The 15998-nt window shown below is 60.8% G+C and carries 11 protein-coding genes; 6 read left to right on the top strand and 5 right to left on the bottom strand.

Annotation, left to right across the window (positions count from 1 at the left end; genetic code table 11):
• Positions 1-403: 403 nt before the first annotated feature.
• Entirely contained in the window at positions 404-4201 is a 3798-nt protein-coding gene (locus K7R21_RS15955) for a chemotaxis protein CheB (RefSeq protein WP_224984269.1), read from the top strand.
• A gap of 145 nt (positions 4202-4346) precedes the next feature.
• Here the strand turns inward: K7R21_RS15955 and K7R21_RS15950 are convergent, their stop codons facing one another.
• Positions 4347-5813, bottom strand: a complete 1467-nt coding sequence (locus K7R21_RS15950) for a metallophosphoesterase (protein ID WP_224984268.1) — start codon at positions 5811-5813, stop codon at positions 4347-4349.
• Between the two features lie 84 nt (positions 5814-5897).
• Entirely contained in the window at positions 5898-8816 is a 2919-nt protein-coding gene (locus K7R21_RS15945) for a bifunctional YncE family protein/alkaline phosphatase family protein (RefSeq protein ID WP_224984267.1), read from the bottom strand.
• Positions 8817-9041: 225 nt separating this feature from the next.
• On the opposite strand from K7R21_RS15945, the gene K7R21_RS15940 reads away from it, so the two are divergent.
• Positions 9042-9668 (top strand): LysE/ArgO family amino acid transporter, encoded by a 627-nt coding sequence (locus K7R21_RS15940; RefSeq protein WP_224984266.1) that lies wholly within the window; start codon positions 9042-9044, stop codon positions 9666-9668.
• Positions 9669-10003: 335 nt separating this feature from the next.
• Here K7R21_RS15940 and K7R21_RS15935 read toward each other — a convergent pair whose 3' ends face one another.
• A complete protein-coding gene (locus K7R21_RS15935) occupies positions 10004-11653 on the bottom strand; it encodes a methyl-accepting chemotaxis protein (RefSeq protein ID WP_224984265.1) in 1650 nt (549 codons plus the stop codon).
• A gap of 403 nt (positions 11654-12056) precedes the next feature.
• Between K7R21_RS15935 and tsaA the strand changes: the two genes are divergently transcribed.
• Entirely contained in the window at positions 12057-12575 is a 519-nt protein-coding gene (gene tsaA / locus K7R21_RS15930) for a tRNA (N6-threonylcarbamoyladenosine(37)-N6)-methyltransferase TrmO (protein ID WP_224984264.1), read from the top strand.
• Here tsaA and K7R21_RS15925 read toward each other — a convergent pair.
• Entirely contained in the window at positions 12542-12907 is a 366-nt protein-coding gene (locus K7R21_RS15925) for a TSCPD domain-containing protein (RefSeq protein WP_224984263.1), read from the bottom strand. The two genes, tsaA and K7R21_RS15925, sit on opposite strands and share 34 nt — an antisense overlap.
• Before the next feature lie 259 nt (positions 12908-13166).
• Here K7R21_RS15925 and K7R21_RS15920 point away from each other — a divergent pair, with 259 nt between their 5' ends.
• The 3 genes from K7R21_RS15920 (at position 13167) to K7R21_RS15910 (ending at position 15625) form a co-directional block, all read left to right on the top strand.
• On the top strand, positions 13167-13664 hold the full coding sequence (locus K7R21_RS15920; RefSeq protein ID WP_224984262.1) for a chemotaxis protein CheX: 498 nt from the start codon (positions 13167-13169) through the stop codon (positions 13662-13664).
• Positions 13665-13793: 129 nt separating this feature from the next.
• Positions 13794-15017, top strand: coding sequence for a multiheme c-type cytochrome (locus tag K7R21_RS15915; RefSeq protein WP_224984261.1), 1224 nt, complete (start codon positions 13794-13796; stop codon positions 15015-15017).
• Between the two features lie 188 nt (positions 15018-15205).
• Positions 15206-15625, top strand: a complete 420-nt coding sequence (locus K7R21_RS15910; RefSeq protein ID WP_224984260.1) for a hypothetical protein — start codon at positions 15206-15208, stop codon at positions 15623-15625.
• 87 nt (positions 15626-15712) lie between these two features.
• Here K7R21_RS15910 and K7R21_RS15905 read toward each other — a convergent pair whose 3' ends face one another.
• On the bottom strand, positions 15713-15880 hold the full coding sequence (locus tag K7R21_RS15905) for a hypothetical protein (protein ID WP_224984259.1): 168 nt from the start codon (positions 15878-15880) through the stop codon (positions 15713-15715).
• Positions 15881-15998 lie beyond the last annotated feature (118 nt).

The raw sequence follows: 15998 nt of genomic DNA, 5'->3' as shown, positions 1-15998 counted from the left end.
AAGGAATTGTTCCATCGAATCAACATAAATTCGATGCAGCTTGAGACCTGAACAAACACTGTCGACCGAACAATGTCGGCCCGGGTCGTTGCACGTCCCCGAGCCGGACGCGAATGTACCCCAGGAAGCATCACCGTACGTCCTCGCACCGGTTTATCAACAATGCCCACCGGCTGCCTTGAAAACTGAATGATCCCCTGCGTTTTTCCTGACGCACTTGCCATTGACAATTCATGAGGCTCGCGCTCTAATAAGAGCTAAAGGGTCTTCTTTAACCCATACAGAAGGAGAACGATCTCAAGGGAATACAACCTTGATCATGGGCTTTCAGCTACTTGATCCTTCGGAATCTCAATGGTCCTCTTTGGGCTTTGCTTGATTTTCAGTAGTGGAGGGTATGGCCATGAAAAAAACAACCAACAGCAGGTCCGTGGCCAAGTCGAAGCCGTCCTTCGTGGTCGGCCTCGGGGCGTCTGCCGGCGGACTGGCAGCTTTGGAAAAATTCTTCGACACCATGCCGGTAAACAGCGGCATGGCCTTCGTCGTGATCCAACATCTTTCTCCCGACTTCAAGAGCCTGATGGACGATCTTTTGGCCCGCCACACCAAGATGTCCATCCACCGCGTCACCAACGGCATCGCCCTGCGCAGCAACTCCATCTACCTGATACCCTCCAAAACGCACATGACCGTCTCCAAGGGCAAGCTCTACCTCACCGAGCTTCTGCCGTCGCAGCACTCCGAACTCCCCATCGACGTGTTCCTGCGCTCGCTGGCCGACGACGCGGGACCACAGGCCATCGCGGTGATCCTTTCCGGCACCGGCACGGATGGCTCGCGCGGCGTCCGCGACATCCATGATGCCGGCGGTCTCGTGCTGGTGCAGACGGTTGACTCGGCGCAGTTCGACGGCATGCCCCGCAGCGCCATCGCCACCGGTTTTTGCGACCTGATGCTCGATCCCGAGGAGATGCCCGCGGCCATCGTGCGCTACGCCCGCACCCCGCCGGAGGAACGGCGTCAGGCGTTGTACGGCTACCTGGCCGACGACCAGTACCACGGCGAGTACCAGCAGATCTTCGCCTTGTTGAAAAGCCAGTACAGCATCGACTTCTCCAAGTACAAACCGCCGACCATCACGCGCCGAATCCAGAGGCGCATGGAGTTCTGCCACCTCGGGGAATCGACCGCGTACGCTGCCCTGCTGGCCCGGGACCCGGAGGAGCTCGATGCGTTGTACCGCGACCTGCTCATCGGCGTCACCGAGTTCTTCCGGGATCCCAAGGCGTTCAAGGTGCTGGAGGACATCGTCATCCCCGAGATCCTGCGCGGTCGCAAAGAGCACGACGAGGTAAGGATCTGGTCGGCGGGGTGCGCCACCGGGGAGGAAGCCTACACGCTCGCCATCCTGTTCACGGAAAAAGCGCGAGAACTGGGCTTCGCCGGCAAGATCACCATCTTCGCCACTGACGCGCACAGGAAATCGATCGAGACCGCCTCGCACGGCAAATACGAGCCGCAGCGCCTGAGGAACATGTCCAAGGAGCGCCTGCTCCACTTCTGCCACCACGAGGGTGGGCACTACTACATGAGCCCCGCGCTGCGCAAGATGATCGTCTTCGCCACCCACAACCTGATCAGCGATCCCCCCTTCACCAGGATGGACCTGATCTGCTGCCGCAACCTCCTCATTTACCTCGAGCCGGCCACGCAGGAGAAGGTGCTGGCGCTGTTCAGCTTCGCGCTGCGCAGCAAGGGGTTCCTGTTCCTGGGCAGCAGCGAGGGGATCGGCAAGCGCGCGGGCGAGTTCGAGACCTTGGACAGCCCGTCCAAGATGTACCGCAAGAGCCGCGACCTCAAGTTTGCCGCCGACCTCGACATCGCCAACGTCCCTACCCGGTCGGCCCTGCCCGCCCTGCAGCGCGTCGAGCGCCCCTCCGTGAGCATGGACCGGCAACTCTTGAACGACTACGACCTCCTGCTGGGCCAGTACATGCCCTGCGGCGTGCTGGTCAACGAGAAGCGCCAGATCCTGCATCACTTCGGGGACGCATCCTCGTTCCTGAAACCGCCAACCGGGCGCTACGAGAACGACATCTTGGGGCTCGTCGACGACGCGCTCCGGATACCGCTGAGCACCGCGTTCCATCGCGCGGAAAAGGCAAAGACCGACATCATCATGAAGAAGATCATCATGCAGGTAGGCGATGAGAAGAAGCGCTTCGACCTGCTGGTGCGCCCCCTTCCGGACCGCAAAGCGCAGGTGACGCACTTCTTCATCTCCTTTACCCCCTCTTCCCCGGTTCCCGTGGCCGTCACGGGCGAGGACCTGGAAACCGGCACCGCCGAGCTTGCCTCGGAGCATGTGAGGCAGCGCATGCTCGAACTCGAAGGGGAACTGCAAGCGGTCAAGGAGAGCCTCAGCACCACCATCGAGGAGTTGCAGACCTCCAACGAGGAACTCCAGGCGACCAACGAAGAGCTTTTGGCCAGCAACGAGGAGCTGCAAAGCACCAACGAGGAACTGCACTCGGTCAACGAAGAGCTCTATACGGTCAACTCCGAGTTCGAACTGAAGAACAAGGAGCTGCTGCAGTTGAACCGGGATCACGACAACCTGCTCTCCAGCCTGGAGGTGGGACTGGTCTTCCTGGACCAGAACCTGCGCATCCGCAAGTACAACTCGTCCCTGCAGCGGATCTTCAAGCTGCTGCCGCAGGATATCGGGCGCCCCATCGATCACATCGCCTACCATCTCACCAATCTGCAGTCGATGCTCGAAGACGCCAAGACGGTACTGAAAACAGGGCAGCACATGGAAAAAGAAGACTGCACCAGCGACGGGCTCTGGTTCTTGAACCGGATCTTCCCGTTCCGGACCGAGTCGGGGTCGGTGGACGGGGTGGTGCTCACCTTCACCGACATTACCGCCTTGAAGCGCGCCGAGCAGGCGGCCCACATCTCCAACCGGGAGCTGGAGCGCAAGGTGGACGAGCGCACCCAGGAGCTCAGGCTGGCCAAGGAGGCGGCGGACAAAGCCAACGTCGCCAAGAGCCTCTTCCTGGCCAACATGAGTCACGAGATCCGCACGCCGATCAACGGCATCATGGGCGTGGTGCAGCTGCTCGAGATGACCACCCTCACCCCCGAGCAGCACGATTTTCTCAAAACCATGCAGCAGGCGACCGGCAACCTGCTGGCCATCATCGACGACATCCTCGATTTCTCCAAGATCGAGGCGGGGAAAATCGGCATCAACAAAGAGCGCTTCGTGCTGAGCGAGGTCATGGACGAGACGCTGCGCGTGCACACGCCGCGACTGCTGGCCAAGGGCCTGAAACTGGACTGCACGCCGCTGGACGCGCTGCAGCTTGGGCTTATCGGTGACCCGTTGCGCCTGAAACAGGTGCTCTCCAACCTTTTGTCCAACGCCATCAAGTTCACGGAACAGGGGGTCATCTCCCTGCAGGTGGAGACGTCCCCGGCAGGCCTTGGGCAATTGCGGCTCCACTTCATCATCGCCGACACCGGAATAGGCCTGGAACCATCGATGGCCCAGCACCTGTTCGAGCCCTTCACCCAGGCGGACGATTCCATCACTCGCAAATTCGGCGGCACCGGCTTGGGGCTCGCCATCTGCAAGCAGCTGGTGGAATTGATGGGAGGAAACATCTGGCTGGCCAGCAAGCCGGAGCGGGGCGCGGTATTCCACTTCACCGTGGTGTGCCAGCTGGCCGAAGGAGCAACCCTTGAGGAGACGGGGCACAAAGGGAGGGATGCCACAGCGCACCCGCGGGACAACGCACTGAAGATCCTGCTGGCCGAGGACGACGCGGTGAGCAGGGAACTCTTGACGCAGATGCTGAAGCGGTCAGGGCACCATCCCACGGTGGTGGCCAACGGGCGGCAGGCCCTTTCCCGGGTGGCCGAGGAAGAGTTCGACGTCATCCTGATGGATATCTCCATGCCCGACATCGATGGCCTCAGCGCCACCCAGGCCATCCGGCAACTGCCGCAGGACAACCCCAACCGCGAGGTCCCGGTCTTCGCCCTGACCGCTCACGTCATGGGTGAAGCCCAAGAGCGCTTCCTGGCTGGCGGCGTGACCCAGGTGATCACCAAGCCGGTGGACTTCAAGGCGTTGCGGGAAGTGCTGGAGCACTACAGCACCGAGTCGGAATCGGAATCGGCCGGGGCATGATCCGGCCGTAGCGGCAAAACAGAAAGAGCGGCTCGATCACGATCGAGCCGCTCTTTTCATGTCGTTGTTCCCGAAAGGCAAAGAAGTCGCGTCCGGACTTCCAAAGTTACTACTGCCCCCCTTCGCGTGCCTGCCCGGCAAAGACTCAGTACGCGGCCACGCTGGCCACGAGATCCTGCTGATCCATATTCGCGATACCGCTCCAGTAGATGGGCCAGTTGGTATCGGTGATTGGGTTGACGTGCGTATCGGTAATGGATTGTGGCGTGTTGTGACCGGAATAGTAGTAACCCCGGTAAAGCGCCTGACTGGCACTGTTGGTAACCAGCGCAGGGGTGAGGCGGGATAATGACCCATCAAGGTTGCCGGTTAGAGAATAGGCAGCGGTGAAGGTGTAATAACGAGAGAAGCTCGCAGGAGCAGCGGCAAGATCGTAGTTCATGGAACTGTAATCGACCGGCTTCAGAGTCCGGTCTGAAATGGTGAAGACCTTGAACGCCGGGTTGTTGCCAAAGTACGGGGCTATGGCAGGGGTTATCTCGACCGTGTCCAAAGAGGGGAGAATGCGGTACTCGTCCATGTGGGTATGACCGGCCAGGGTCAGGGAGATTACTCCCGGATAGTTGGCGACTAGCTGCAGGAACCGCGTCTGGTACTTTGCCACCCACATCATGGTGGCGGTGGAGATGTGGCCGTTAACGTCGATGTTGGCAGGCTGCGCGGTCGTCCCGATGTCCGCGCCCGGAGGAGCGTGCATCAGGAGCCATACCTTTTTGCCGGCAACGGTCGCGGCGGCAAGTCGTGCATCCAGCCAGTCCAGTTGCGCGGCGACCGCATCGTCGTTGGCGCCGGGCGTCGGGGCGACCAGCGGCGAAAAAATAATGGTGTTCATGCCTATCACCATCAGATTGGTTCCAGCAGGCTCCACCGAGTAGTAGCCGCCACTGGTGAACGTCTCCAGGAATGCCTGGCGCGCGCCCAGTCCGTTCAAAAAGGTCGTGTAGTACGATTCCGCAGTGTTGGCAAGGAACGCGCCGTCCGGGCCGTATCCGGTGTACGAGTCACCGTTGCCGAGGGCGAAAAAGACGGGGACAGTGCCGACCGCCGCCCTCACCTTGGCCATGAAAAAGGTGACCGCCTTGTCGGTGAACGCCCGCATTGCCGCTGTATCCGCAGCATCCCGAGGGTTCGTGGTACCGTTCAGGTGGTAATAAAACATCTGCGGCAGACCATGCCCGAGGATATCCCCGGTGAATATCACGAAGGGGCTCGTGCCGAGTCCCGTCTTTATGCTTGCCAGTGCCAGTTGGAGCAACGGGTAATTGCTGTCCTGACCCCAGGCCGAAGGGGACGTAATGGCCGATGTCCTGAAAACCGCGTCCCAGCCGCTCGCGTCCGCTGCCACCAGCGCCTGGAAAAGGGTGCCGTCGTACAGGGGGTTGAAATGAACATCCGAGAACACGACTACCGGAAAGTCGCTGCGGGCTGAGCTGCCGCAGGCGGTGGTCAATGCCCCGAGGTACAGGCACGCGACGGTGCCCGCCGAATATTTCACGAAATCCCGCCTGCTTATGCCGAATGTCTCCACGCCGTTGTCTGAATTGTCGACCATGCCCTTCTCCCAGGTGCAGTTGATTGGAAACCCGTTTTCTCCATGCCGGCATGACAGCCACCGGCACGCACTTCCTGTCCGCCGCTACTTGAGAGCCACGGTATAGCGGCCCAGCAGTTCCTTGCGGTTGCGGCGCAGGTCCTTTCCGGTCGGGCCCGCAGGATAGGGGCGGTCCCCCATCAGCCCCTTCCACAGGATCCGGTTGTACTTGGCGAAATTGAACTTGTCTTCGGTGGAGAAATCCATCCCCTTGGTGGCCTGCGCCCAGTACTTGGCGTCATGCGTCGGCTTAGGCGCCTGCACCTTCTTGCTGAGGGGCGGCAGACCGACAAACGGCGGCAGAGTCGTCCCATAGAGGATCGGGGCGGGCTTGGCGGTAAAGCTCCAAGGGGCCGGGGCCGTGGTGAAAATGTCGGTCATCGGCCGGGCCAGGGCGTCGTTGAGATTCATCGGCTGGAGCCCCAGGACCTCCTCGATGGTGCGCAGGAAGTTCACCGTGTTGTAGTGGGAAGAGACAACGGCCCCCTGCTTGACGTAGGCGCCGGCGACAAACGCGATGCTGCGGTGCGAGTCGACGTGGTCGCCGCCATCCTGGGAATCGTCTTCGATGACGAAAACGAGCGTGTTGTTCTTGTACCTGGGGCTCTTCGATATCTTCTCCAGGAGCAGGCCGAACGCGTAGTCGTTATCGGCCTGCTGTATTTCCGGCGTGTTGACACCGTCGATCGCGGTGCCGAAATCACCGGTGTGGTCGTGCATGAGCCGCACGAGGCTGAGCGACGGGAGGTTCCCGTTCGTCTCGTAGGCATCGAATTCCCTCTCCCATTCCTTGAACCGGTAATAATCTGGGAACGCATTGTCGAAACCGCGATAGTAGATGTCGGTGCAGGGGGCAAGTGCGGCGCTGGCCGGATAGGCGACCTGGACGCCGACGGCGGCCGGGTCCTTAATCAGGCCAATACCGCCGGCGGCCAGCGGAATTTTGTAGCGGGTCGTGTCGAGGAAAAACCCGTAGTTTCTGACCGAGAGCCCCCGGCGCTGGGCCGCGTCCCAGAGATACCCCTTGTTCACTTCGTTACCCGGGCCATCTGGTGCCGCCACGTCGGTCTGTCCGGGCAACAGGTCGTCGTCGTCCGGGGTCAGGGCGTTGGCGGCCTTGCGTTCGGCGAGGGTGCTGTAGGCGACGTTCACGCTGCGGTTGGTCCCCTCGGTATCGAGACTCAGTCCGCGCCCCGCGTAAGCGACCGCATACTGGCGTTCGACAACGTCCGGGGCGCGGCCCGACGTGGTCCATGCCCAGCCGTCGTTACTGACCTCGGCCGTGTCGTAGAAGTTGTCCAGGGTGACAAAGGTGCGCGCCATGGCGTGCTGGTTCGGTGTATAGCGCTCGCCGAATTCCGTGAGTGAGGGATCCCCGTTGCCCACTTCCAGGTCTCCCAGGATCTGATCGTAGGTGCGGTTTTCCTTGATGATGAAGATGACATGCTTCACGTTGGCCTGGAGAACGCTCATGACCTCCTGGTCCCGGGCGCCGTCGGCATAGGAGAAGCGATTGTTGGAGATCACCTGCGTGGTCAGCGTCTGCAGTTGGGTCGCGGCGGGTAGCGGGAAGCTCTGCAGCCCGGCCTTGGTCAACTGCGGGTTGTAATGGTTGGTCAGAAAGCCGGTCGGACGCGAGGGGGGGCCGTAGCTGTAGCGGAAATCCGGATTGGGACCGGTCGCCGATTTCCCGTTGACCACGTACAACCAGCCGCCGTCGGCACTGATGCTGACCGAGTTCGGATACCAGCCGGTAGGGATGAGGCCGACCACCTCACCGCTTACGTGCGTATCGTTCAGTTCCACCACGGCCACGCTGTTCAGGTTGCCGTTGGTCACAAACAGCCGTTTCTCGTCCGGCGAAATCGTCACGCTGTTCGGGTTTGCCCCCCGGAGCCCGGTGAGCGAAGCGGGAACCAGCGACGCCGGCGCGATGACGGGTATGGTCCCGACTATGCTGTTGTCCGCGGTGCGAATGACGTCGACGGAATCAGACTGGTCTTCCACCACGTAAAGAAGGGATTGATCCTTGTTCAGTGCCATCTTGTTCGGCTGCCCGACGACCTTGATTCTGGTGGTCACGGCCGGAGCGCCGTTCAGCCTGACGACGACGATCTCGCGGTCACGGATGCTGGACACGTAGGCAGTCGCAGTCCCATCGGCCTCGTTCCCCTTGATCGCCACCCAGAAGGGATACTCGCCGCCGGGCACCCCCGCGGTCCCCCCGCTCTTGCCCGGGCGCAGGTCCAGTTCAGCGGTTCGCACCCAGTTGTTGAGACCTCCCCTGAAGATGGAAACGGAATCGTTGTAGTAGTTGGCCACCACCAGCGTCTTGCCGTCGCTGGAAATGGCGAGCCCCGCGGCACACGGCTGTACCCCGATCTGGAGGTTTATGGAACCGTTGCCGAAGTTGGCGCTCAAAGGAAGACCGTTGCCGGTGTTGTTGTGCCCCAGGGACAGCGGCGCGTCGACCTCTCCCCAGGCCCCGTCGGCGATACGGGTAAAGACATGGACGTTGTCACTCCCCCCACCGCTTACGTAGAAGGCCTTGCCGGACGGATCGAAGACGATCCCGTTGTAGCTGTTGGGGATCTGCACCACCTGCTTTTTCACCGGGGTGCCGGTGGAAATGTCGTACACGAAGACATATTCGTTGGAGTCGGGCGTGTACCACGGGTAGGGTGAACTGGGGGTAGGAGTATAGACCCGGTTGTAGCCGCTGGTCAGCACCAGCAGGGTTTTGCCGTCAGGGCTTTTCACGCTGGTTACCGCTTGTCCCGCCAACCAGTCGGGCTTGTCCAACAAGCCGGGGTTCAAAGGTTCGAAGCCTGAACCCGAGGGAGCCAGCGGCGTGATGTACTGGTTCATATTGGGCAGGAACTGAGCACTGCCGGTACCATTGCTGCCGCCGTTGCATCCCACGATGAATGATAATGCCGCAGCCAGTGTAAGAGCACGCCACATTCCCCACCTCATAGAACCTCCCCCCTTGTCATAGAACCCTGCTATACAGGCTCGTCGAACTGTATACGCAGTGTCTTTCACAGTCGGTTATCGTGTCTAATTTCTTTAGAATATTTTTTATTAAATGGTCCGTTGTGTACTAAAGACGACAAACAGCGGCATGGCTCTTCTCAGCCCGGCGTGATAGTATTTGGCCTCTTCAAAAGCCAACCACCAGAGGCGTACATGCAACCGTTATCTATCCTTTCCCCCATGATCACCGGCTTCGGTCTAGGAGCAAGCCTCATCGTCGCTATCGGCAGCCAAAATGCCTTCGTGCTTCGACAGGGGCTCAAGCGCCAGTACGTTTTCGCCGTCTGCTCGATCTGCTTTCTGTGCGATTCGCTGCTCATCGCCCTCGGCGCCGGAGGGTTCAGTTCGTTGGTCGCCGCCTCGCCGCGGCTGATGCAGGCGACCCTCTGGGGCGGCGTGGCCTTCCTTTTCTGTTACGGGCTGCGCGCCTTCAAGTCGGCGCTGACTCCTGGTGTCATCGATCCGGACAGGGAAAACGAGGTAGCCAGCGGTCTTGCCAAGGTCGCGCTCACCACCGTGATGCTCAGCCTCGTCAACCCGCACGCCTTCCTCGACACCGTTGTTCTGCTCGGCAGCCTGGCGGGGCGCTATTCGGGAGAAGCACGCCTGCTCTTCGCCGTGGGCGCGATGTCCGCCTCCTGCGTCTGGTTCTACGGCATCGGCTACGGTGCCCGGATGCTGGCCCCTCTGTTCCGTCGGCCGATGGCGTGGCGCGTGCTTGACATCCTGGTCGGCTGCACCATGTGGACCATTGCCGGCAGCCTCGCCTTCTCCCGGTAACGCCACGACTGCCGCGTCGCCGTACACCATTCCCTCCAGTCACAGCAGTCGGTCGAGGCCCAGCGAGCCTACTTTGATCGTGGTCAACGGCGCCGTGGGAAGCCTCACCTGCCACGCCCCGCTCAACCCGGCCAAGGGGCACAGATCAAAAGCGACAACAACAGCGCGCTCGACAAGCAGCATACGCACCGCCCGGTCGACAAAACGAAAGCCCCTTGGCCAAGCCAGGGGGCTTTCGTCGCTTCGATGCCACCGGCAACACCGGCACCGTTAATGTCATGATGGCGCGCCCCTCCAGCAGGCAGACCGCCATGGTCGTACCGCGCCCCGATAAGCTAGCCGTTGGCGGCTCTATAGCTTCTCCCCGCACCCTCGTTGTCGGCGCAACTATCCTGCACGAGCCCCGCACGACCAATCGAAGAACTGGTGAGCTTGCCGCTGCTGCGCAACCCCACTGCACGCGGTGACGGAGCGGCCTTACCCGCTGACCTGAAATAGGCGATGCTAGCCTGCAGCGCTTCCGCTTCCGCACTCAGCTCCGCCGCCGTCGCGGCCATTCCCGCACTGGCGGAGGCGTTCTTCTCGATGATCTCGTTCAACTGCTGCACCGCGCCGTTGATCTGGCGGGTCCCGGCTTCCTGTTCTTTGCAGGAGGCGGAAATCTCCTGCACCAGCTCCGCCGTTTTCTCGATGTTCGGCACCATCTCCACCAGCATCTGCCCCGCCTTTTCGGCGACCTCGACGCTGGTGAAGGAAAGCCCGCTGATCTGAACCGCCGCGGCCTGGCTCCTCTCCGCCAGCTTACGCACCTCGGCGGCGACGACGGCGAATCCCTTGCCGTGCTCGCCTGCGCGCGCGGCCTCGATGGCGGCGTTGAGCGCCAGCAGGTTGGTCTGGCGCGCGATCTCCTCTATCACGCTGATCTTGCCCGTGATCTCGCGCATGGCCTCCACGGTGCGCTGCACGGCGGCCCCGCTTTCTTGCGCCTCGACCGCATTTTTCACCGCGATTTTCTCGGTTTCAGCAGCATTTGCGGCGTTGCTGCTGATGTTCATGTCCATCTGCTTCAGGTTGCTGGACAGTTCGTCGGCGGCAGCAGCCTGCATAGCGGTACCCGCGCTCATCTCTTCGGAACCCTGGGCGAGGGTCTGGCTCCCCACAACCACGTGGTCTGAGGTGGAGCGTACCCCCGCCACTACGTGCCCCAGCCGCCCGACCATCTCGTTGAGAGCATGGATCAGTTGTCCCACTTCGTCGCTTTGGCGCAGCTCCAGGCTTTGGGTCAGGTCCCCGGCCGATACCGCCTGGGCGAAATCGACCCCTTTGCGCAACGGAGCGCTGATCAGGCCGGCGATGATCAGGCCCAGGCCAACGGCAAGGACGATTCCGACAACACCTGCCGCCGCCATCATGTTGGTGGCCGAATCGGCGATCCGTGTGTTTTCGTCCGACGCAAGCTGGGCCTGCTTCAACTTCGCCTGCACCAACCGGTCGATCACCTCCTGGTAGTGCAGGGCCGCCCTTTTGCCGGGGCCGTTTAATACCGCGCGGGCCTCGTCATCCTTATTGGCCTCGGCCAGCGCGACCGCTTTCTCGATCTGCTGCCCGTATTCCACCCTGACCATCTTGTACTCGTCGAGAAGATCGCGCTCTTTCTGCGTCTCAATGGTCTTCTCCACAGCTTTCACGTTGTCGCCTATTTCTGCCCGGATACTCTTGATCGACGCTATGATCTTCTTCTTTTCCGCCGGATCCGTGGTCTCCACCAGTTCACGCAGTCCTATCCGCACCCGCTGGAAACCTACCGCCATCTCGCCGATGTCACCAAGGGGAACCGTCATCTTCTGGTACAGCCACCTGTCGACCGTACCGATGCCGCGAATCTTGCTGATGCCGATCCAGCTGATGCCGCCGGCGATCATGGCGAGGATCAAAAAGCCTCCCACAAGTTTGAACCTGATCTGCAGATCGAGAAACCACCGCATGGACTCCCCCTTAGTGACATAGGTCTCTGTCCAATAGATACAGAGACAGCGTGTGACTTTGGTTATCGGTCGTAGCGCGGGTCAGCTTGAGCGAGGTACAGTCAGAAAATTCGCAATGTCAATAACCGAGAGTGCTGTTTTGGTGGAACCCGCTGTGTAAGCGCCACTCTCGGTCGCTTTGTGAACAACGGCGCCGCACACCGGGACAGGGGCGTCGCCGGCCTTTGCACCTCCTTGACAAGGAGATCGATTTTCATTAGGGTACCGGCCAAGGCAGCCTCGGGGCAGGTTGCCGGACGGACCTCCCCCATCCTCCCATTCGTCGCACGAGAAAAGCCCTCAGGCACCGCCGAGGGCTTTCTTTTCGCTCCACCGTACGCCAGACAAAGGAACGTAGATACGCATGATGCACGAGCAACACTTTACCTATCGCCCCATCGGCCTGTTGCGCTCCCCCTATTCCCGCCGCATCGACGCCCCCCATCAAAGCACCGTGGTCGCAGGTACCCAAACCGGCGACGTCGCCACCGCGACTCTGGAACTTCAGGACTGGCTCGACGAAAAGGCGATCCAGGACCTCGGGGGCTTCCAGAGGCTGTGGCTCATCTTCGCCTTCCACCTGAGCGAGGGGTGGAAAAGTAACGTGAAGCCTCCGCGCGGGGGACCAAAGCGCGGCGTCCTGGCAACCAGGTCGCCGCATCGTCCCAACTCCATCGGGCTTTCCGCAGTGGAACTGGTCAGGGTGGAAGGAAAGACGCTGCACCTGCGCGGGGTGGACCTCCTGGACGGGACTCCCATCCTGGATATCAAGCCCTACGTCCCGTACGCAGACGCCTTTCCGGAATCAAAGGCGGGTTGGATAGACGAGATGGATGCCAAGGTAGGTCGCTACTTCGCTCCCGGACCGCGCAAACCCAGATGACCGGCGGCGGTTGCGCCGGCCTCGTCCAAGACCTCGCGCAAGGCCTCGGATACCGCGTTCATGCAGGTGTCCTTCCCGTAATTGCAGCCGATCCCACCCAGTGCCTTCACCGCCTCGCGCGGGTCGAGGCCGGACCTCAAGCCGTAGGAGAGGATCCTGGTCAGGCCGTCGAAGACCGCGGCACCGCAATGACCGGCCTTGCCGAAGCGGACGAAGATTTCGAACGGTTTCCCCTGGTGATCCATGGTGACGGTGACGTAGATTCTGCCGCAGTGGGTCTCTTTCTGGAAGGTGACGCTGGGAACGCAACCGGGACGTGCCTTCTTCTTCATAGAACCTCCCTCTCTGTCAGCACCGGACTGGAGTTCGAGACGCTCATAGTATAGCCACCCCGCCCGCCGACACAACGCTTTGTCCCTCTGGTACCCACCGTGTCCCTTATACGGACACCAGCATCGCACCTGTTGCCCCGCATATTACTGAAAAACCATCGCTTACTGCAATGGCACACCCTCTGCTATTCCACGATGGAAAGCTGCCGACTGCCCCTTTGCGGGACGGCGGCAACATCGTAGCTAGAGGAGGAAGCCCATGTTCTCGGACAAATTACTGGCAACCATCGGCACCAGCGGACCGGTCCTTGAAAAGTCGCTGATCCAGGAGGTACGAAAGATCTTCTCCACCATGATGGGGATGGACCATCTGCTGCATCTGCCACTGGCGGTAAACCCTGCATCCAACTTCACTGATTGCATCAGCGCCCTGGTGGGATTGGCCGGTGATTACAACGGCCTGGTCGGGCTGCACGTGTCCACCCACTTGGCCCAGCGCCTGGCAGGGCAGCTCCTCGATACCGATAGCCCGACGGAGGATGAGGTCGAGGACGCGCTGGGAGAGCTGGCCAACGTCCTGGCGGGGGATTTCAAACGCCACCTCTCGCCGGAGTCTTTGGCTATCCGGCTCTCCACCCCGTCCATCGTTTCCGGTAAACAGTACGCGATCCACGTGTCGAAGAAGCCCGAGGTGATGACACTGCTCTTCGACTCGGAGGAGGACTGGTTCATGGTTGCACTGGCCGTGGAGCAATAACCGCAGTCGGTTGCACCGGGCGACGCAGCAGAAGCCGTTTACCGATTTTTGACCTACATCAAGGAATTCCTCCCGGGCATATGGTTTACATGTGCCCTGTTTTTTTATTTACCGAGGGGAGGACATTGCATGATTCATGGTTTGAAGAAACTGGGGGGAGCGCTGGCGCTGGTGCTGATGCTGGCGGGGGCGGCTTTCGCCGGGAAGAGTAACTGTATCACCTGTCACGAGAAGGTGACACCGAACATCGTCAAGGATTTCTTGTCCGGTGAGATGGGCAAGAGCGGCAGCGTCGACTGCTCCAGCTGTCACGGCACCGCCCACCAGAGCGCCAAAGACGTCGCCAAGGTGACCATGCCGACCGAGAAGACCTGCAAGGAATGCCACACCAAGCAGCATGACCAGTACGCCTCCGGCAAGCACGCCGCCGCCTGGGTGGCCATGGACGCCATGCCGACCAACAAGATCCAGCCCCACGCCTACATCCAGGGGATGAAGGGTTGCGGCGGCTGCCACAAGGTCGGCATCCGCGACGAGAAGTCGCGCGCCGACGGGCAGTACGGCTCCCCGTGCAACTCCTGCCACACCCGCCATAAGTTCAGCAAGGCCGAGGCCAAGAAACCGGAAGCCTGCCGCACTTGCCACATGGGCTTCGATCACCCGCAGTGGGAGATGTGGTCCAACTCCAAGCACGGCTCCATCTACCAGATGGAAGGTGACACCGGCCGCGCCCCCACCTGCCAAACCTGCCACATGGGCGACGGCGACCACAACGTGATGACCTCCTGGGGCTTCCTCGCCCTGCGTCTGCCGGAAGAAGACGCCGAGTGGATGGGCTACCGCGTCACCATCCTGAAAGGTCTCGGGGTCCTCGACCCGGCAGGCAAGCCGACCGGCCGCCTCGAGCTGGTCAAGGCCGGCAAGGTGGCACGTCTCACCAAGGAAGAGTGGCAGGCGTCCCGCGACAAAATGGTCAACATCTGCAGCAAGTGCCACAGCGCGACCTACGCCAAGACCCAGCTCGGCAATGCCGACCAGATGATCAAGGAAGCAGACAAGCTGATGGCGGAGGCGATCACCATCGTCGCCGGCCTCTACGAAAAAGGGATCATCAAGCCGCAGCAGGGGCAGCCGGCCTACCCGGACCTGCTCACCTTCTACGACACCAGGACCCCGATCGAGCAGACCCTCTACGTGATGTTCCTGGAGCACCGCATGCGTGCCTTCCAGGGGGCGTTCCACATGAACCCCGACTACGTCACCTGGTACGGCCTGGCCGAGCTGCAGAAGGACCTGGTTGAGATCAGGACCGAGGCGGCAGCCATGACCCGCGAATCCGGGCACAAGAAGTAATCGGAAAACAGGTCAAGTGAGAGGGCGGGGCGTCGCGAGGCGCCCCGCCTTTTTTGTTGCAGGCGGCATGGGAGTTATTATAAACGCGACGTCTAAAACACCCGAGTTGCCCACCGTTATAACCGCGTTAAACTCGAAGAGTCCCGAGACTCCTTGGGAAGCGCCCAACCTATAAACGGAGGTGACTTATGCTGAAAAAACTCGCTTTGACAGTGATGATGCTTTCCATGATCACCGCCTGTGCGTCCACCCGCACGAAACAAGATGCCAACCCCGCCTATGCCTCCCATCAATTCAGCAATCATGAAGTTGCCATCGCGTGGAAGGCACAGGAAACAGCCCAAGGGGTCAGGATCGACGGCACGGTGCAAAACGTCCGCCAGGATCTCCCCTACACCTCGCTGCAACTCACCGCGAAGCTGCTGGACTCCAAAGGCAAGGTCATGGCCAAAGAAACAAAGGCCTTCAGCGGACGCTTCGCCGGCACCGAACCCTTTACCATCGAGATCCCGGTGGCCAACAAGGAATGCCTCGACGAGTTGGACTTTTCATACTCGTTCGGGCACGATGAGGACTTCTACAAAGGTGGCTTCCGTAGCGTCCCGTAAACCCGCTGCGACCCTTTCCCAAAGCAAAAGGCCCTGGCTCAATCGAGCCCAGGGCCTTTTTTTATCCTCTGCAATCATGCGCTTTGTCTAGTGCTGGCCGTGGTGCCTCCACCCTTTCCAGTGGCCCCAGTGGGCATGCTCCCCGTTGCGGAAGGCCTTGATCGAACCTGCCACCACTTCGATAGGAATCAGCACCAGCCAGACGGTAAGGATGATCGCTACGATCGCCAGGAATATCAGCAGTAGCGTTTTCATAAATCTCCTCCTTTTCCCTCCTTAATGACACGATAGCACAGGAACTTACACATGAACAAGGGTACGGAGCGCCGTTTGCAGAACAGGATTATCGGGTATCATTCATCTCTGTGCCCCC

It is taken from the genome of Geomonas agri, from assembly GCF_020179605.1.
GTDB classification, from domain to species: Bacteria; Desulfobacterota; Desulfuromonadia; order Geobacterales; family Geobacteraceae; genus Geomonas; species Geomonas agri.
The sequence above is the reverse complement of the archived record's forward strand: the minus strand, read 5'-3'. Positions and strand labels throughout refer to the sequence as shown.